This is a genomic window from Halomonas sp. Mc5H-6, assembly GCF_024124705.1.
Lineage (GTDB): Bacteria > Pseudomonadota > Gammaproteobacteria > Pseudomonadales > Halomonadaceae > Vreelandella > Vreelandella subterranea.
Map to the genome: position 1 here is coordinate 118,249 of NZ_JAMXSI010000004.1, position 16,752 is coordinate 135,000.

17 protein-coding genes and 1 tRNA gene are annotated in these 16,752 nt (G+C 58.5%); 8 read left to right on the forward strand and 10 right to left on the reverse strand.

Annotation, left to right across the window (positions count from 1 at the left end; translation table 11 throughout):
* Nucleotides 1-66 precede the first annotated feature (66 nt).
* Nucleotides 67-276 (forward strand): CPXCG motif-containing cysteine-rich protein, encoded by a 210-nt coding sequence (locus NH395_RS07975; protein WP_066322201.1) that lies wholly within the window; start codon nt 67-69, stop codon nt 274-276.
* On the opposite strand, the gene NH395_RS07980 is transcribed toward NH395_RS07975, so the two are convergent.
* The 4 genes from NH395_RS07980 to NH395_RS07995 form a co-directional block, all read right to left on the reverse strand.
* Nucleotides 273-1,109 carry an ABC transporter permease subunit gene (locus tag NH395_RS07980; protein ID WP_253023825.1) on the reverse strand — a complete coding sequence of 279 codons (837 nt, stop codon included), beginning with the start codon at nt 1,107-1,109 and terminating at the stop codon, nt 273-275. The two genes, NH395_RS07975 and NH395_RS07980, sit on opposite strands and share 4 nt — an antisense overlap.
* The gene (locus tag NH395_RS07985) at nt 1,106-2,017 is read right to left on the reverse strand and encodes an ABC transporter permease subunit (RefSeq protein ID WP_253023827.1); all 912 of its coding nucleotides are present in this window, start codon (nt 2,015-2,017) and stop codon (nt 1,106-1,108) included. The genes NH395_RS07980 and NH395_RS07985 overlap by 4 nt, the downstream gene beginning before the upstream one ends.
* Before the next feature lie 75 nt (nt 2,018-2,092).
* Nucleotides 2,093-3,274 (reverse strand): polyamine ABC transporter ATP-binding protein, encoded by a 1,182-nt coding sequence (potA, locus tag NH395_RS07990; protein ID WP_253023838.1) that lies wholly within the window; start codon nt 3,272-3,274, stop codon nt 2,093-2,095.
* A 106-nt stretch (nt 3,275-3,380) separates the two neighbouring features.
* Complete coding sequence (locus NH395_RS07995) at nt 3,381-4,484, reverse strand: polyamine ABC transporter substrate-binding protein (RefSeq protein ID WP_253023840.1); 1,104 nt, start codon at nt 4,482-4,484, stop codon at nt 3,381-3,383.
* A 320-nt stretch (nt 4,485-4,804) separates the two neighbouring features.
* Between NH395_RS07995 and ahpC the strand changes: the two genes are divergently transcribed.
* Nucleotides 4,805-5,368, forward strand: a complete 564-nt coding sequence (ahpC, locus tag NH395_RS08000; protein ID WP_253023842.1) for an alkyl hydroperoxide reductase subunit C — start codon at nt 4,805-4,807, stop codon at nt 5,366-5,368.
* A 135-nt stretch (nt 5,369-5,503) separates the two neighbouring features.
* Nucleotides 5,504-7,060 (forward strand): alkyl hydroperoxide reductase subunit F, encoded by a 1,557-nt coding sequence (ahpF, locus tag NH395_RS08005; protein WP_253023843.1) that lies wholly within the window; start codon nt 5,504-5,506, stop codon nt 7,058-7,060.
* Between the two features lie 120 nt (nt 7,061-7,180).
* Here ahpF and NH395_RS08010 read toward each other — a convergent pair whose 3' ends face one another.
* Entirely contained in the window at nt 7,181-7,774 is a 594-nt protein-coding gene (locus NH395_RS08010) for a polymer-forming cytoskeletal protein (RefSeq protein ID WP_253023845.1), read from the reverse strand.
* 208 nt (nt 7,775-7,982) lie between these two features.
* On the opposite strand from NH395_RS08010, the gene NH395_RS08015 reads away from it, so the two are divergent.
* Entirely contained in the window at nt 7,983-8,555 is a 573-nt protein-coding gene (locus NH395_RS08015) for a polymer-forming cytoskeletal protein (RefSeq protein WP_253023847.1), read from the forward strand.
* On the opposite strand, the gene moeB is transcribed toward NH395_RS08015, so the two are convergent.
* The 5 genes from moeB to hemA are packed head-to-tail and all read right to left on the reverse strand — an operon-like array spanning nt 8,552 to nt 13,087.
* Nucleotides 8,552-9,307 carry a molybdopterin-synthase adenylyltransferase MoeB gene (gene moeB / locus NH395_RS08020; RefSeq protein ID WP_253023849.1) on the reverse strand — a complete coding sequence of 252 codons (756 nt, stop codon included), beginning with the start codon at nt 9,305-9,307 and terminating at the stop codon, nt 8,552-8,554. The genes NH395_RS08015 and moeB overlap by 4 nt on opposite strands.
* A gap of 3 nt (nt 9,308-9,310) precedes the next feature.
* On the reverse strand, nt 9,311-9,811 hold the full coding sequence (locus tag NH395_RS08025) for an Lrp/AsnC ligand binding domain-containing protein (protein WP_092827999.1): 501 nt from the start codon (nt 9,809-9,811) through the stop codon (nt 9,311-9,313).
* Nucleotides 9,812-9,837: 26 nt separating this feature from the next.
* The gene (gene prmC / locus NH395_RS08030; RefSeq protein WP_253023851.1) at nt 9,838-10,689 is read right to left on the reverse strand and encodes a peptide chain release factor N(5)-glutamine methyltransferase; all 852 of its coding nucleotides are present in this window, start codon (nt 10,687-10,689) and stop codon (nt 9,838-9,840) included.
* Entirely contained in the window at nt 10,689-11,777 is a 1,089-nt protein-coding gene (gene prfA / locus NH395_RS08035) for a peptide chain release factor 1 (protein WP_092827995.1), read from the reverse strand. Before prfA ends, prmC begins: the two co-directional genes overlap by 1 nt.
* A complete protein-coding gene (gene hemA / locus NH395_RS08040; RefSeq protein WP_253023853.1) occupies nt 11,774-13,087 on the reverse strand; it encodes a glutamyl-tRNA reductase in 1,314 nt (437 codons plus the stop codon). Before hemA ends, prfA begins: the two co-directional genes overlap by 4 nt.
* 200 nt (nt 13,088-13,287) lie before the next feature.
* Between hemA and NH395_RS08045 the strand changes: the two genes are divergently transcribed.
* From NH395_RS08045 to NH395_RS08060, 4 genes are all read left to right on the forward strand, one after another.
* On the forward strand, nt 13,288-15,042 hold the full coding sequence (locus NH395_RS08045) for a tetratricopeptide repeat protein (RefSeq protein WP_253023855.1): 1,755 nt from the start codon (nt 13,288-13,290) through the stop codon (nt 15,040-15,042).
* A 63-nt stretch (nt 15,043-15,105) separates the two neighbouring features.
* Entirely contained in the window at nt 15,106-15,765 is a 660-nt protein-coding gene (lolB, locus tag NH395_RS08050) for a lipoprotein insertase outer membrane protein LolB (protein WP_253023857.1), read from the forward strand.
* Nucleotides 15,766-15,772: 7 nt separating this feature from the next.
* A complete protein-coding gene (gene ispE, locus NH395_RS08055) occupies nt 15,773-16,624 on the forward strand; it encodes a 4-(cytidine 5'-diphospho)-2-C-methyl-D-erythritol kinase (protein ID WP_253023859.1) in 852 nt (283 codons plus the stop codon).
* Nucleotides 16,625-16,653: 29 nt separating this feature from the next.
* Nucleotides 16,654-16,728, forward strand: a tRNA-Gln gene (locus tag NH395_RS08060).
* Nucleotides 16,729-16,752 lie beyond the last annotated feature (24 nt).

A 16,752-nucleotide genomic window follows, 5' to 3' on the forward strand; every position in this document is an offset into this window, starting at 1 on the left:
CATGTGGCAATGCCTCTCGGTGACACGGCTGCTACACTAAAGTGTCACTGTCAAAAGGATCGCACCATGCAAGAAGATACCTTAGTAGAGTATGACGCCTACTGCCCCTACTGCGATACCTTGTTAACACTATTGATTGATCCTTCACAGGGCAGTCATGTCACCTGGGAGGATTGCCACCAGTGCTGTGCGCCTATCCAGCTGGCTATCGAGGTATCGCTGGTCACCGGCGAGCTGGAAAGCGTCAGTCTGGGCAGCGATGACGATGTGCTCTAACCTGACGCTTTCAACACCTGCTGACGCTTGGCCTCGTTGCGCCGCATGATATACCACGCCAGCAGCGTTGCCAGCGATACCGCTAAAATGATCAGCGTTGCCAACGCATTGATCTTGGGTGATACCCCCATTCGCACCGACGAAAACACCACCATTGGCAGCGTATTGGCCCCCGGCCCCGATACAAAGCTGGCAATCACCAGGTCATCCAGCGACAGCGTAAAGGCCAACAGCCAACCGGCCACCAGCGCTGGTGCGATCACCGGCAGCGTCACGCAGAAAAAGGTTTTCATCGGTGGCGACCCGAGGTCCATCGCGGCCTCCTCGATAGACCGATCGATCTCACGCAGGCGAGCTGCCACCACCACGGCCACGTAAGCACTGCAGAAGGTGGTATGCGCAATCCAGATGGTCGCCATCCCCCGGTCGGCGGGCCAGCCGGTAATCTGGGCCATTTGCACGAACAGCAGCAATAGCGACAGCCCGGTGATCACCTCCGGCATTACCAGGGGGGCGGTGATCATGGTGGAAAGCGCCGTTTTGCCGCGAAATTGCCCGTAGCGGGTCATCACAAACGCCGCGACGGTCCCCAGGCATACCGCCATGCTGGCGGAGAAAAAGGCAATGCGCAGGCTCATCCATATGGCTGAAAGGATTTGCTCATCGCGAAACAGCTCCCCGTACCATTGGGAAGAAAACCCCGCCCAGACGGTCACCAGTTGGGAGGCGTTGAACGAGTACACCACCAGCACCAGCATCGGCACGTACAGGAAGAGCAGCCCAAGGACCAGCATGACGCTGCTAAAATGGAGACGAGGCTTGGCAAGGCTCATTCGTTCAACTCCCGTGACTGATGACGGTGGAACCAGACGATCGGGATCAACAACAGCAGCAACATGACCATGGCAAGCGCCGAGGCCACGGGCCAGTCACGGTTGTTGAAGAACTCTTCCCAGAGCACCTTGCCGATCATCAAGGTATCCGGCCCGCCCAGTAGTTCAGGGATCACAAACTCACCGACGGCGGGAATGAACACCAGCATCGAACCGGCAATGATGCCCCCCATGGACAGCGGTAGCGTCACCTTGATGAAGGTGTTCAGCTTGCGTGACCCCAGGTCTGATGCTGCCTCGAGCAATGCATTGTCCAGTCGCGTCAAGTGGGCGTAGAGCGGCAGCACCATGAAGGGCAGGTAAGCATAGACAATGCCGATAATCACCGCGAACTGGGTATTCATCATCCGCAGGGGAGCGTCGATCAGCCCTATGCCTATCAGCAGGTTATTCAGTAAGCCACTGTTGCCGAGGATGCCCATCCAGGCATAGATCCGGATCAGAAACGACGTCCAGGATGGCAGCATCACCAGCAGCAACAAGATCATCTGCCAGCGCGCACTCGCTCGCGCCATGGCATAGGCCATGGGGTAACCGATCAACAGGCAGGCCAGGGTCGAGATGAAGGCGGTTTTCAGCGACCCCCAATACGCCGCCACATAAAGCGAATCCGATGCCAGAAACAGGTAATTGCCCAGGTTGAGGGCAATATTCAGGGTTTGGTCGACGACCTCGACCAAGGGCCCGTAGGGCGGCACCGAGATGGCCGCCTCCGAGAAACTGATTTTCAGCACCAGCGCAAAGGGCAGCAGAAAGAATAGCGTCAGCCACACAAGTGGCAACGCAATAACCGCACGCCGTCCCAGTTGAAGGCGTTTCAGCGTGGCGGAAAATCGAGCAGGCATCATTCAGACGGTCTCCTGAGCATCCACCGCAAAAGGCACTTTTCAAGGCACTTTCCATAGACGAGTAAGGTGCCCATGTTAACGGTTCAGCACCATGGCGCTATGATCTTCCCAGTACACATACACCTGGTCTTCCCAGGTGGGCCGGTCACCGCGACGCTCGGTGTTGGCCATGCTGACCTTGATGAGCTGACCACTGGGGGTGCGCACGTAATAAAGCGAAAAGCCACCCAGATAGGCGATATCTTCCACCTTGCCTGCACTCCAGTTACAGGCAGTGGATGGGCATTCGCGGGTCAGCCAGATCTTCTCCGGCCGAAGCGCGGCCCACACCCGCCGGTCCACGGCCTGGGTGGTTATGCCGTGGTCAATATAGATCGGCCGTTCGAGCAGCGGCGAGACGATTTTACAGTGGTCGGCGGCGTCTTCGACGATTTCACCTTCAAACAGATTCACCGTGCCGACGAATTCGGCCACCATGCGGCTGACCGGGCTTTCGTAGACATCGATCGGCGAGCCTACCTGCTCGATCCAGCCGTCGGCCATGATCGCCACGCGGTCGGCCATGGTCATGGCTTCTTCCTGATCGTGGGTGACCATGATGCAGGTCACCCCGACCTGCTCGATGATCTCGACCACTTCCAACTGCATTTCGGTACGCAGTTTCTTGTCCAGCGCCCCCATCGGCTCATCAAGCAGCAACAGCTTGGGGCGTTTGGCCAGCGAACGGGCAAGTGCCACGCGCTGGCGCTGGCCACCGGAAAGCTGGTGTGGCTTGCGCTTGGCAAACCGCTCCATGTGCACCAGCTTGAGCATATGCGCGACCCGCGCCTCGATATCCGCCTTGGGCAGTTTGTCCTGCTTCAGGCCAAAGGCGATGTTCTGGGCCACGGTCAAGTGCGGAAACAGCGCATAGGATTGAAACATCATGTTGATGGGCCGCTTGTGCGGCGGCATGGCGGTAATATCGTCGCCGCCCAACAAGATACGTCCCTCGGTGGGCGTTTCAAACCCCGCTAACATGCGTAGCAACGTGGACTTGCCAGAGCCAGAGCCACCCAGCAAGGCAAAAATCTCACCGCGCTTTACCTGCAGATTGACGTCATCTACCGCCAAGGCGTCATCAAAGCGTTTACTTAACCGCTTCACCTCCAGCACGATGTCGTCCGCGAACCGTGGGGCTTTGCCCATGGCGCGCATTGCAGCGGCATTGGCAGGAAGATTGGATGACGCGTCGTTCGATAGCGGCGTAGTCACCATTCGCCACTCCCATCAAAAGGCCCGCAGACAGCGGGCAATCAAAAAACGAACAGCGAGCCCAGGCCAATCCTCTAGATGCCTGGGCTCGCCGTCGGATGAACGTATCTTAGCGGCCGGATTTTACGCGGTTCCAGATACGAGTGCGAGCGCGCTGGATGTCCTGGGGCTTTTCAACCTGCACGTAGAGGTTATCCATCACGTCAGTATCAGGGTAGATGGCGGGATCGTTGAGAATCTCATCTGAAAGGTATTCATCCGCTGCAGCGTTGGGGTTGGCATAACGCACGTACTCGGTTATTTCGGCGGCGATTTGCGGATCAAGAATAAAGTTGATGAAGGCATGGGCGTTATCGGGATTGGGTGCATCGGCGGGAATCGCCATCATGTCAAACCACAGAGCCGCGCCCTCTTTGGGGATGCTGTAGGCAATTTCGAAGTCACGCCCGGCTTCTTCAGCCCGGTCGGCCGCCTGAAAAATATCACCTGAGTAACCGGCCGCCACACAGATGTCGCCGTTGGCGAGGTCCGACACATAGCGAGACGAGTGGAAGTAGGTAATGTCATCACGCACTTTAGCAAGTAACTCACCTGCTGCTTCAAGGTCTTCGCGGCTTTCATTCGTCGGGTCCAGGCCCAGATAAACCATCGCGGGCGACAGCATTTCATCACCGGAATCCAGCATCGACAGCCCGCAGCCGGCCTCGCTGAGTTGTCCGGTGATTTCAGGGTCAAACAGCAAGGCCCAACTGTCGACCGGGGCGTCTTCGCCTAGAATTTCTTCGACGCGATCAACGTTGTAACCAATACCATTGGTTCCCCACATATACGGAACCGAGTACTCGCTACCTGGATCGACCGCTTCCAGGTTCTCCATCAGCGCCGGATTCAAGTGCTTTAAATTGGGAATCTTGTCGTGATCCAGGGGTTGATACACACCGGCTTTCATCTGCCGCGTGAGATAGTAGGTGGACGGCACCACCACATCGTAGCCGGACCGGCCCGAAAGCAATGCCGCATCGAGTATTTCATTGCTGTCAAATACGTCGTAGGTAACCTCGATGCCAGTGCGTTCCGTGAACTTTTCCAAAGTGTCGGGTGCAATATAGTCGGACCAGTTGTATACCCGGACTTCATCGGCATTAACAGTGGTTGCCGCTGCGGCAAGTGAAATGGCCGCAACGGCCTTGGAAAGTTTGTGGATGTTCCCCATTACCCTGCTCCTTAGTGAAACTAACGATAAACTCAAGTAAGGTTTTAACCTTGCCCGTTCGCCACTGAGCGACTGGCCGTGCGAATTTTGCGGCGCGGAGCCCGCTACCGCAAGACAATGCAAGAAAAAGTATTATGTCCACAGGCAGCCAGTGTCTACCCCAGCGTAGCGCAATACTCAGCGTGCATGTATGCGAGCTTTATCAATAGTCTCTTCCTATCTATTCGATGTTTTTTTCCAATTTCATCAGCTATGACTTAGCCCTTAGTCTAAGCATCAAGATTTTTTACTGTCATTCGCTGCTAATGGAGATGTTATAGATGTCTTTGATCAATTCTGAAGTTAAACCGTTCAACGCAACCGCTTACTTGAACGGAGAATTCGTTGACGTTTCTGACGCTGATCTACAAGGTCAGTGGAGCATCTTCTTCTTCTATCCAGCCGACTTTACCTTTGTTTGCCCAACCGAGCTTGGCGACCTGGCAGACAACTATGAAGAGTTCAAGAAGCTGGGTGTCGAAATTTACAGCGTCTCGACCGATACGCACTTTACCCACAAAGCATGGCACGACAGCTCCGAGACCATCGGTAAGCTGCAGTTCCCCATGATCGCCGACCCGACGCTGCGTATTTCACGCAACTTTGGAGTTCTGATTGAAGACGCGGGCCTCGCCGAGCGCGGCACCTTTGTTGTCGATCCCGACGGCAAGATCCAGATCGTTGAAATCAATGCCGGCAACATTGGCCGCAACGCCGAAGAGCTGCTGCGCAAGGTGAAAGCCGCACAGTACGTGCGCGCCAACCCCAACGAAGTCTGCCCTGCCAAGTGGAAAGAAGGCGAAGAGACCCTCGCACCCTCGCTGGATCTGGTCGGCAAGATCTAACGCTATTAACAGCGCCGCAACGCGTTAGTTTTCGACAGGCACCCGGGCATCACCCGGGTGCCGTCGTCTGATACCCCTGTAACGACGACCCAGTTACCGTCATATACCTTTGCAAGCCAAGAGGTTGTTTCGATCATGCTCGACGCCAATTTAAAAGATCAGCTAAAAGCGTATTTGGAAAAAGTAACGCATCCGCTTGAGCTTGTCGCCTCGCTGGATGACGGTGATAAATCGAAGGAATTACTCAACCTGCTACAAGACATCAGCGGCTTGAGCGACAAAATCACCCTGTCGGCGGAAGGCAACAATCCGCGCACACCGTCTTTCGCCATTACCCGGCCCGGCGAAGACACTGGCGTCGTGTTTGCGGGCATCCCCATGGGCCACGAGTTCACCTCCCTCGTCCTGGCCCTGCTGCAGGTTGGCGGACACCCGCCCAAGACCAGTGACGATGTCCTCGACCAGATCCGCGCGCTTGATCAGGAAATGGTCTTTGAAACCTACTATTCGCTGTCCTGCCAGAACTGCCCCGATGTTGTCCAGGCACTCAACCTGATGGCGATTTTCAACCCCAGTATTCGCCACGTTGCCATCGACGGCGCACTGTTCCAGGATGAGGTGGAAGACCGCGAGATCATGTCGGTGCCCAGCATTTACCTCAATGGCAAGCCATTTGATCAAGGTCGCATGACCCTTGAGCAAATCCTTGCCAAGGTGGATACCGGGGCCGCCGAACGCGAGGCAAAAAAACTCAGCGAAAAAGCGGCCTTTGACACCCTGGTGATTGGCGGTGGGCCGGCCGGCGCCGCGGCCGCCATTTACTCGGCGCGCAAAGGTATCCATACCGGCATCGCAGCCGAACGCTTCGGCGGTCAGGTAGCCGACACCATGGGCATTGAAAACTTCATCTCGGTATCGCACACCGAAGGGCCCAAGCTGGTCAGCGCGCTCGAGGAACACGTCAAGGATTACGAAGTGGACGTGATGAACCTGCAGCGCGCCACCTCGCTAAAAGCTGCCAATACGCAAGGCGGTCTGCACGAAGTGACATTGGCGTCCGGCGCCACGCTTAAAAGCAAGACGCTGGTATTGGCCACCGGCGCGCGCTGGCGTGAAATGAACGTGCCTGGCGAGCAGACCTACCGTAACAAAGGCGTGGCGTACTGCCCGCACTGCGACGGTCCATTGTTCAAGGGCAAGCATGTCGCTGTGATTGGCGGTGGTAATTCCGGCGTAGAGGCCGCGATTGACCTGGCAGGTATTGTCGGGCACGTGACGTTGATCGAGTTCATGGGCGAAATGCGCGCCGACGCCGTCCTGCAGAAAAAGCTCAAGAGCCTGCCCAACGTGGATATCATCCTCAACGCCCAGACCACCGAAGTGACCGGCGACGGTAGCCGCGTGAATGGCTTGACTTACAAGGACCGCACCAACGACGAAATCAAGCACGTCGCGCTGGAAGGGATTTTTGTGCAGATTGGCCTGGTACCCAACACCGAGTGGCTTAAAGACTCGCCCGTCGAGATGAGCCCACGCGGTGAAATCATCGTCGATGCGCACGGCATGACATCGGTGCCGGGTGTTTTTGCCGCCGGGGACATCACCACCGTGCCTTACAAGCAGATCGTTATTGCCATGGGCGAAGGCGCCAAGGCATCACTGGGCGCCTTTGACTACCTGATCCGTCTATAGGCCCCGCCTCAAAGTCCCCTGACCGATCCACGGGTAGTCGCTAACTACATGGGTGGATAGGTTCCCTTTGACGTTGAGTATACTGACGTCGTGCCCGCTGCCTAGCGGGCTTTTTTATGCTCACCTGCCCGTGGACTGACAGTCTGCGACGGTACCTGTGAGGTTTGCACCGGAATGACATTCAAAGCGGTTCGTTGACATCGCACCACGCACCCTGGCACTCGGCATCAGGGTCAATCTCTCACTGGCATGGACGTCGCCGTCCAGGTGGCCATCGATACAGACATGACCTCCTTCCAGGTCAGCGCTGACCACACTGCTAGCGCCCAGTTGAATCAGTTGATGCCTGGCAATCACAGACCCCACGACGCGTCCTTTAATCGACACGCTCTCATTGGCAATGATGTCACCCGCTATCTGCGTCGCCACCCCCAGATAACTTCCCTCTCTGCCGGGGGCCTCAAGCGATACACAACCGTCGCGACGGGGCGGCTCGTCAGACGACGTGGGGGCACCAGACAAAGCAGGCAGGGTCAGCGCACTATCAACGGCATCAACGGCATCAACGGCTGCTGCGTCCTCGGTTCGAGCGCTTACCCTTGAGCCGTCATCCATTTTCGCTGCCCGTTTTTTCAGTTTTTTACGCCTACCATCCGCAATAATCAACGTCATTACCGCAACGCCAAGCAAAATCAGCCATGTTTCAATACCCATGAGATACGATGCCCCTGCTTTTCATTCAGCGTCAATGTTATAGACCCAAGCTGATAAGCTAACGTCAAGAATACAAGGCGAGTTGCGCGGTAACTTTGCGCTTTGACTTAACAATGTTCGGCGTAAATTAACAATATCGCATGAAACACAGCCATCATGTTGCTATTGCCACCATGGCAACCGCTCTTAACCCCAACAGGTATATCGCATGTTCAGTAAAACCAAACCACCCACTGCGCCACACAGCACGAAAGACACGCAACAGGCAATGCCGGAGGAGACCCTCAGTCTGCCCACCACATCACGGCAAAGCACCTCGGTGATCGGCAGTAACACGCAGGTTCATGGCGATATCAATAGCGACGAAGACATTACCATCGAAGGCCAGATCACTGGCGTCGTGACCTGCAAACAGCACACCGTGACACTGGGAAAAAATGGCAGCCTCAGTGGCGATGCCTACGCGCATACCTTGCGTGTTTCGGGTAGCGTGGACGGCAACCTGGTTGCCCTGCATAAGATAACGGTGCATGACGGGGCGTACGTGACCGGCACCCTTACCACTCCCTGCCTGGTACTGGAGGACGGCAGCGTCTTTCATGGCAGCATCGACATGAATCCGGATAACGACATTTTCACCAGCGTCTTTTCAGCGCCACCGTCAAAGGGCGTCAACAGCAAGGGGAAGCACGAGTCGTCAACGCCACAGGACGACCCGCAGAAAGCCAGCCTCCCGGCTGATGACGGCACCGCCACAAAAGAAGAAACCGACACCCCTTAACGGGCAGGCGCGCACACCGGGCAGGCAGGATCCCTGGGGACGTTAAAGTGTCGCCAGTGGCCGCTTAGCGCCTCGAAAAGCGATAGCCCCTGGTGGGCCTTGCCAGCACCACTGAGCAGCTTGAACGCCTCGACGGCCTGAAAACAGCCGATCACGCCGACCAGGGGGGCCATCACGCCGCTTTCTGCACAGCTCAACGCATCGTCGCCTTGCCCATCGGGTGGGTACAAACAGGCGTAACAGGGCGCATCGGGCTGACGCGGATCAAATACCGCCAGTTGCCCTGAAAAACGAATCGCAGCCCCGGATACCAGCGGCACCCTGGCTTTTTGCGAGGCGGCATTGATGGCGTAACGGCTGGAAAAACGATCCGTGCAGTCAAGCACCACATCGGCGGTGGCGACCAACCGCTCGAGCCGTTCGCCCAGGGCGTGCTCCACGACCGTACTGACCCGGCACTCAGGGTTGAGCGCCTGCATACTGGCCTTGGCCGAATCGGCCTTGTTATGACCGATACTCGCCTGCTGGTGGGCAATTTGACGCTGCAGATTGGAAAGCTCAACGCTATCCGCATCAACCAGGGTGATATGCCCGACCCCCGCCGCCGCCAGATACAGCGCCGCCGGCGACCCCAACCCACCGGCCCCGACAATCAGCGCATGGCTACCGATCAGCCGCTCCTGACCGTCGATATCCACCTCTGGCAACATGATCTGACGGCTATAGCGCAGCAGCGCGGGATCATCCATCATGGGCTACTTTTCCTCGAAATCCTCAAACTCAGGTACATGCAGGCTGAAGCTTTCTTTCACCTCCTCCATGACCACGTAACTTTTCGACTCCTTGACGCCCGGCAGGGTCAGGACGACATCACCAAGCAGTTGGCGATACGCCGACATTTCGGGAATACGGCATTTTAAAATGTAATCAAACTGCCCTGAGACCAGGTGGCATTCCTGAATCTGCGGCAGCTTTTCCACTGCGCGTCGAAATTCATCGAAAACGGCGGGCGACTGGGTTTCAAGGCTGATCTCGACAAACACCAGTAGATTCGCCTTGAGCGCCTGAGGATCGAGAATCGCTTGATAGCCACGAATGATGCCGGCCTTTTCAAGACGCTTGACCCGCTCCAGACAGGGGGTGGTCGAAAGCCCCACCTCGGTGGCCAGGTCCACATAAGAAATTCGCGCGTTTTCCTGCAGACAGCGCAGAATTTTCAAATCGATACGGTCCAGCGTTTTGTTTTTTGCTTTCATGGCAGGATCCATTGCTGAAGAATCAGTCAGTCGTTAAAAAAACCTAGCGTAACGCGTTCATGGCCTCCCAGGTCGCGAACCGTTTCAACGTTTTGATAGCCCGCTACCCGCATGGCCTCGCGAAGTTCGGCGGCTTGACCATAGCCATGTTCAAGCATCAGCCACCCCGAATCGGCCAGGTAAGCCTTCGCCGTGACGATAAGATGCAGCAGATCTGCCAAGCCATCGGCGTCGGCCACCAGGGCAGACGCTGGCTCAAAACGCACGTCTCCCCGTTTTAAATGCGGATCATCCGCCGCTATATACGGCGGGTTGGCGACAATCACGTCAAAAGCCGCCCCCTCAGGCGGGGCAGCTAAGGCACTGAACCAGTCGCTTTGCTGGAAACGGGCATTGCCAAGGCCCAACTGTGCGGCATTTGTTTGCGCCAGCGCGACGGCGGCGGGGAGCAGGTCCACGCCGGTCACCTGCCAACCGGGGCGTTCGCTGGCAAACGCCAGAGCAATCGCCCCGGTTCCTGTGCCGATATCCAGCAAGCGGCCCTGAGGTTGCGCCGCGCGGCGTAACGCCAACGCCACCAGCGTTTCGGTATCGGGCCTGGGAATCAGCGTATCCGGCGACGTCATGAGGCGCAGCCCCCAGAATTCACGCTCACCGGTCAGATAGGCCACGGGGTAGCCCTGGGCGCGGGCAGCTACAAGCGCATCGAACCGCGCCTGTTGCCATTTTGAACAGCCTTTATCGCCCCAGGTATACAGCCAGGTGCGGTCACGCTCGATGGCATGCCCAAGCAATACCTCGGCATCCAGCCGCGCACTGGGCGAACCTGCCTTCGCCAGCCGCTCCGTTGCCTTGCGTAGCAACGCATCCAGGGTCATCAGGCACCCTGCAAGGCAGATAACTGCTCCGCCTGATACTCTTGCACCAGCGGGTCGATCACATCGTCGAGCTGTTCACCGCTCACCACTTCGGTCAACTTGTACAGTGTCAGGTTGATGCGATGATCGGTAATCCGCCCCTGGGGAAAGTTATAGGTGCGGATGCGCTCACTGCGATCGCCCGAGCCCACCAGCGAGCGACGGGTATCGGCCTGGTCCTGGCGCTGAGCATCCTGGGCGCTTTGCTTCAACTTAGCCGCCAGCAGCGACATCGCCTTGGCCCGGTTTTTATGCTGGCTGCGCTCTTCCTGGCACTCAACGACCACCCCTGTGGGCAAGTGGGTAATGCGAATCGCCGAGTCGGTGGTATTGACGTGCTGGCCGCCCGCGCCGCTGGAGCGGAAGGTATCGACACGCAAGTCACCGGCGTTGATATCGATATCGCCGACATCGTCGACTTCGGGCATCACCGCCACGGTGCACGCCGAGGTGTGAATGCGCCCCTGAGATTCGGTGGCGGGGACGCGCTGGACGCGGTGGGCCCCCGACTCAAACTTCAGCCGGGCGTAGACGCCATCGCCCTTGACCCGGGAAATAATCTCTTTATACCCGCCCTGTTCGCCGTGACTGGCGCTCACCACTTCCACCCGCCAACCGCGTTTTTCGGCATACCGGGAATACATGCGAAACAGGTCGCCGGCAAACAATGAGGCTTCATCGCCGCCCGTCCCCGCGCGGACTTCCAGGTAGACGCCACGGCCATCATCAGGGTCCTTGGGCACCAGCAGTCGCTTGAGCTCAGCATCTAACGCGTCCAGCTGCTCACGCCCGTCGTCGATCTCCATCTCAGCGAGTTCGCGTATCTCGGGGTCGCTGTCCTGGCTGAGCTGCTGCGCTGCGTCAATATCGTTTTCGATACGGCGATAGCGCTGCCAAGCCCCAACCAGTTCGTCAAGTTCGGCATATTCGCGGGAGTAATCGCGAAAACGCTGCTGATCCTGGATCACCTCGGGGTCAGACAACAGCATCGACAGCTCTTCGAATCGGTCGGCAAAGCTATCTAAACGTTGGCGCAGTGTTTCTTTCATGCGGGCGTATCATCCTTCTGGCGATTGGCCGTCGATGTCGAGGGTTTCTCAAAGGCAGGCTTGGGCGGCATTAACAGACGCGGCGCCGCTTCCAATAGCGCGTGATCTTCCTGAGACGCCGCATCGCGCAGCGTCTGTGTCGGCTGGTGCATCAGCCGGTTGGCCAACTGGTGAGCCAGACGCTCGACAACCTTTGTCGGGTCCTCGCCACGCGCCAGACGCTCCAGGGCCTGATCTCGGGCGGCATCCCTCAGCGACTCCCCGTGGCGGCGATAACCGCGAATAAGCTCGCCACCGTGGCGAATGCGACGCTCATGCTGCCAGCCACTAACGCCATGCTCAATCAGTGATTCCGCCTGATCAGCGGCCACCTGACGATGCCGACGGTTTTCCTGAATGACTTCTTCAAGGTCATCGACGGTATACAGGAAGACATCGGCGAGATCCCCCACTTCGGGCTCGATATCCCGAGGGACGGCAATATCGACCATGAACACCGGGCGATGACGACGTTTTTTAAGGGCACGCTCGACCATGCCCTTGCCGAGAATCGGTAGCGGCGCCGCCGTTGAGGAAATAACGATATCCGCTTCCTCCAGCGCGGCCGGGATCTCCGGCAGGGTGATCGCCGTGCCGCCGAGGGGCGCTGATACCTTCTCGGCGCGCTCACGGGTCCGGTTGGCCACCGTCAGCTTTCGCACCCCGGCTTCATGGAGGTGCCGGGCGACCAGCTCGATGGTCTCACCTGCCCCGATCAACAGCGCTTTTGAGCGGCCAAAATCGTCAAAAATCCGGCTGGCCATGCTGACAGCGGCGTAAGCGATTGACACCGGATTCTTGCCAATACCGGTTTCCGTACGCACCTGTTTGGCCACGGCAAACGTATGCTGGAATAATCGTTCCAGCTCGCTGCCCAAGCCTTCGGCTTCACGGGCCTGCTGATAGGCTTCCTTGAGCTGACCAAGAATCTGCGGCTCGCCAAGCACCATGGAATCGAGCCCCACGGCAACGCGCATCAGGTGGCGAACCGCCTCGTTATCCAGGTAGTGGTAGGCACAGTGGGTCAGTTCATCGACCTGTAACCGATGAAAGCGGCTCAGCCAGTCAAGGACGACTTTCTCGCCTGCCGCGTCAGTCACGCAATACAGTTCTGTCCGGTTACAGGTGGACAGTACCGCCGCTTCGCTGATTTGCGGTAGCGCACGCAGTTCCATCAGCGCATGATTGAGCTGCGCCGGTGTAAAGGCAACCTGTTCGCGCACGGCGATGCTGGCGGTGCGATGATTAATTCCCAGGGCAAGGAGCGTCATGGGTTAGGCGTCTTCGCTAGTGTGTCGGTCTTCACGTCAATTTGGGCTTGCTCAGGCAAGTCTGGGCAGATATATGAGGGCTAAACGCCGCACGATAAAGGCACTATCTTATCACAGCACAGAATGATCTGGCGCACACCACTTTGCCGCAGGCAGGCAAGCCGCTATGCTGGGCACTCGGCCAACTGATTGAGATCCGCATGCCACTACGTCTGCTACTGTTTTCCCTGGCCGCCATCACGCTATCCGTGAGTGGCTGCCAGCTGTCGCCCAATGCCAACGACGAGCGGCTTTCATTAACTGCCGACCCCATGGATAACGCCCCGCCGGTTACGCAGGGGCTGGACGCTGCTGGTTTAAGCACGCTGCTGCAAGCCGAGTTTGCCGGGCAACGCGGCGACTTCAAGCGGGCCAGCCAAGGCTACCTAGAAGCCGCCAGACGCTACGGGGCCGAAGCGCTGGCCGAGCGCGCCACTTTTGCGGCCCGTTTCAGCAACGACGAAAGCCTGATCGAAGAAGCGGCGCAGAGCTGGAAAAACCTGAACCCGCAGGCCGACACCCCCAATCGGCTTCTCGCCGCGCTTTCGCAGCAGCAGGGCGATTGGATGGAAAGCCTGGAGCGCCGCCTGGCCTTGAGTGAGGCGAATCAGGATGGCGAACTCACCGGCTTTGCCGAAACCGCCATCGCCGAACAGGGCCCACTCAACCGACTGCTAAGCCGCCTTGTCGAGCATTTGAACCAGGCCCCGTCCAGCGACCCGGCACAACAAGCCGATGCCCTGCTGGCAGCCGCGCTCTGGGAAGCGGCGCTCGGTCGCACTGAACAAGCTCGTGACTACCTCGACCAGGCCTCAGGCCTGAGCGAACGCCCCTCCCTGCTGCTGGTAGAGGGTCAACTGGCGCTTGAAACCGGCAACCCCGGCAAGGCCCGCCAGGCGGCTCAGCAAGGCCTGCAGGATAATCCCGATGACGTGCGCTTTTTATTGCTGCTGGCGCAGGCGGAGATTCGACTCGATAATCTCGATGCTGCCCAACAGCAGACTGACGCCCTGCTCGATCGACACTCAGGCAGCGATGCATTACGGGTCGCCCTTGCCCAGCTCTATCTGGATGAGGGCCATCCCGACCCCGCACAGCGTCTGCTACAGCCGCTGATGGGCCGGGACGATACGCCCAACCTGGCCTACTATCTATTGGGTGTGATTGCCCAGTCGAAAGGCGACACCGACAACGCCCTGCTTTACTACCGGCAGGTCGACAGCGGCGAGGAGTTTCTGCCCGCTCGCGCCACGGCGGCGCAAATGCTCATCGATGACGACCGGCTCATCGACGCGCGCGCCTTTTTGCGTGTCGAACGCATGCGTCACGACGACTACTTCAGCGAACTGGTCAAGCTGGAAGTACAGCTACTCGACGAGCTGGGCCGCACCGATGATGCCAATGCCCTTCTTACTCGTGAATTGACACGCACGCCAGACGATACTGATCTGCTGTATTTCCGCGCGATGCGCGCCTGGGAGATGGGCGATGTTGAACAAATGGAGGAAGACCTGCGCCATGTGTTACGCATCGAACCCGACAATGCCGTGGCGCTCAATGCGCTGGGGTATACCCTGGCGGACCTCGACCTTCCCGGCCGTCTGAAAGAAGCCCGCGAACTGATCGAGCGTGCCTATGCGCTCGACGGTGACAACCCCGCGGTGCTCGACAGCCTTGGCTGGGTATATTACCGCCTGGGCGATGCCGAGAAAGCCCTCCCCTGGCTCGAAAAAGCCTATGCTCGCATGCCGGACCAGGAAATTGCCGCCCACCTTGCCGAGGTGCTGCATGCCCTGGGGCGCAGCGACGAAGCGCGCCAAATCATCCGTGACGTGCGGCAGCGCACCCAGGACCACCCGACGATTGATGGATTACTACAGCGCTATCCCGAACTCGACCCGGCAAACCACCTCTAAGACGTCACCGGCGCTTACTCGTGCGCGACAGCCGCTGACCGATGAACTGACAAGGAGTCCGACATGCCCTCTATTGCTTCTGCTTCCACTTATATAACGCCCCATCCCCTGCGCCGGGCATCATGGCTTTTGGCCTGCGCAGCGGCCTTATTGCTCGCCGGGTGCGCCACCCAAGCCCCACAGGACGAAAGCGGCCGTCAAGTCGGTGACTGGGATGCCCAAGAAGACCGGGTAAACGACTTTGACACCTGGACCCTGGTGGGCAAGGCCGGATTACGCACCCCTGACGACAACACCAGCGCCAATCTCGACTGGAACCAGCACCCCCACTATTTCCGCATGCTGATCAGCGGCCCTTTTGGCGGCGGACGTAACGTGCTGGAAGGCCGCGAGGGACGCTTTTCATTGTCCAACAGCGAAGGCCGCTTCGAGGCCGAAACCCCCGAAGCCCTGATGGAAGAACAGCTCGGCTGGGCGCTGCCCGTCAGCGCCATGCCCGACTGGGTGCGCGGCCTGCCCGGCGACAATGACAACTACCAGATGGAAAGCGACGAATTCGGCTTCCCCAGTCATTTGACCCAGGATGGCTGGGAAATCGACTATCGCGACTGGGAGCAATTCGAAGGCATGTGGCTACCGCGCCGCCTGGTGATGAACTACGACGACATCCGCATCACCCTGGTCGTCAATGAATGGCACGCCACAGGTGAAGAGGGCCGGTAAGCCAAGCATGATGACGACCCTGACGCTGCCTGCGCCCGCCAAGCTGAATCGGCTTCTGCATATTACCGGTCGCCGTGAAGACGGCTACCATCGTCTGCAAACGCTGTTTCAGATTATTGACCTATGCGACCAGTTGACACTCACTTCCCGGGATGACGGCGTGATACAGCTGGCTAACCGCGTGCCAGGCGTTGCCGACGACGACAACCTGATCGCAAGAGCTGCCAAGCTGCTGCAGCAGGCGAGCGGCACCCACCTGGGCGCCACGCTCACCCTGGACAAAACCCTGCCCATGGGCGGCGGAGTGGGTGGCGGCAGTTCCGATGCGGCCACGACGCTGGTTGGCCTCAACGCCCTCTGGCGGCTTGGGTTCTCGCTTGACGAACTCGCCGCCCTTGGGCTTCGACTGGGCGCTGACGTCCCTGTCTTCGTTCATGGCCACACCGCCTGGGCCGAGGGCGTCGGTGAGCAGCTTACGCCGGTGACTCTCGACACCCCCTGGTTTGTGATCATTCACCCCGGTGTCAGCGTCTCGACACAGGCGGTATTCCAGGACCCGCAATTGACACGCGACAGCCGCCCCATTACTATGGCGCGCGCACTGCAGGGGGGAGCGTCGGAGTGGCGCAATGACTGTGAAGCGGTGGCCAAACGGCACTATCCAGCCATTGCACAAGCGCTAGACTGGCTATCACAGCATGCACCAAGCCGGTTAACCGGCACGGGCGCCTGTGTGTTTGCAGCATTCGAAGATGCGCAGACGGCACACGCAGTTGCCGAAGCAGCGGGCCATCATGGATCCGCCTGGGTGGCTCGCGGACTCAACACCTCTCCTCTACATGATGCTTTGGGCTGCTGAATCGCCCGGTCATCGCATTAGGTCATTACTGGGGTATAGCCAAGTGGTAAGGCACCGGTTTTTGGTATCGGCATTCCCAGGTTCGAATCCTGGTACCCCAGCCAGCCTAACGCTGACCAGCGTTTTCC

What these genes read in the sequence shown, in the direction of transcription:
- NH395_RS07975 (WP_066322201.1), top strand. Translation starts at nt 67, where the DNA reads ATGCAAGAAGATACCTTAGTAGAGTATGACGCCTACTGCCCCTACTGC.
- NH395_RS07980 (WP_253023825.1), bottom strand. Translation starts at nt 1,109, where the DNA reads ATGAGCCTTGCCAAGCCTCGTCTCCATTTTAGCAGCGTCATGCTGGTC.
- NH395_RS07985 (WP_253023827.1), bottom strand. Translation starts at nt 2,017, where the DNA reads ATGATGCCTGCTCGATTTTCCGCCACGCTGAAACGCCTTCAACTGGGA.
- potA (WP_253023838.1), bottom strand. Translation starts at nt 3,274, where the DNA reads ATGGTGACTACGCCGCTATCGAACGACGCGTCATCCAATCTTCCTGCC.
- NH395_RS07995 (WP_253023840.1), bottom strand. Translation starts at nt 4,484, where the DNA reads ATGGGGAACATCCACAAACTTTCCAAGGCCGTTGCGGCCATTTCACTT.
- ahpC (WP_253023842.1), top strand. Translation starts at nt 4,805, where the DNA reads ATGTCTTTGATCAATTCTGAAGTTAAACCGTTCAACGCAACCGCTTAC.
- ahpF (WP_253023843.1), top strand. Translation starts at nt 5,504, where the DNA reads ATGCTCGACGCCAATTTAAAAGATCAGCTAAAAGCGTATTTGGAAAAA.
- NH395_RS08010 (WP_253023845.1), bottom strand. Translation starts at nt 7,774, where the DNA reads ATGGGTATTGAAACATGGCTGATTTTGCTTGGCGTTGCGGTAATGACG.
- NH395_RS08015 (WP_253023847.1), top strand. Translation starts at nt 7,983, where the DNA reads ATGTTCAGTAAAACCAAACCACCCACTGCGCCACACAGCACGAAAGAC.
- moeB (WP_253023849.1), bottom strand. Translation starts at nt 9,307, where the DNA reads ATGATGGATGATCCCGCGCTGCTGCGCTATAGCCGTCAGATCATGTTG.
- NH395_RS08025 (WP_092827999.1), bottom strand. Translation starts at nt 9,811, where the DNA reads ATGAAAGCAAAAAACAAAACGCTGGACCGTATCGATTTGAAAATTCTG.
- prmC (WP_253023851.1), bottom strand. Translation starts at nt 10,689, where the DNA reads ATGACCCTGGATGCGTTGCTACGCAAGGCAACGGAGCGGCTGGCGAAG.
- prfA (WP_092827995.1), bottom strand. Translation starts at nt 11,777, where the DNA reads ATGAAAGAAACACTGCGCCAACGTTTAGATAGCTTTGCCGACCGATTC.
- hemA (WP_253023853.1), bottom strand. Translation starts at nt 13,087, where the DNA reads ATGACGCTCCTTGCCCTGGGAATTAATCATCGCACCGCCAGCATCGCC.
- NH395_RS08045 (WP_253023855.1), top strand. Translation starts at nt 13,288, where the DNA reads ATGCCACTACGTCTGCTACTGTTTTCCCTGGCCGCCATCACGCTATCC.
- lolB (WP_253023857.1), top strand. Translation starts at nt 15,106, where the DNA reads ATGCCCTCTATTGCTTCTGCTTCCACTTATATAACGCCCCATCCCCTG.
- ispE (WP_253023859.1), top strand. Translation starts at nt 15,773, where the DNA reads ATGATGACGACCCTGACGCTGCCTGCGCCCGCCAAGCTGAATCGGCTT.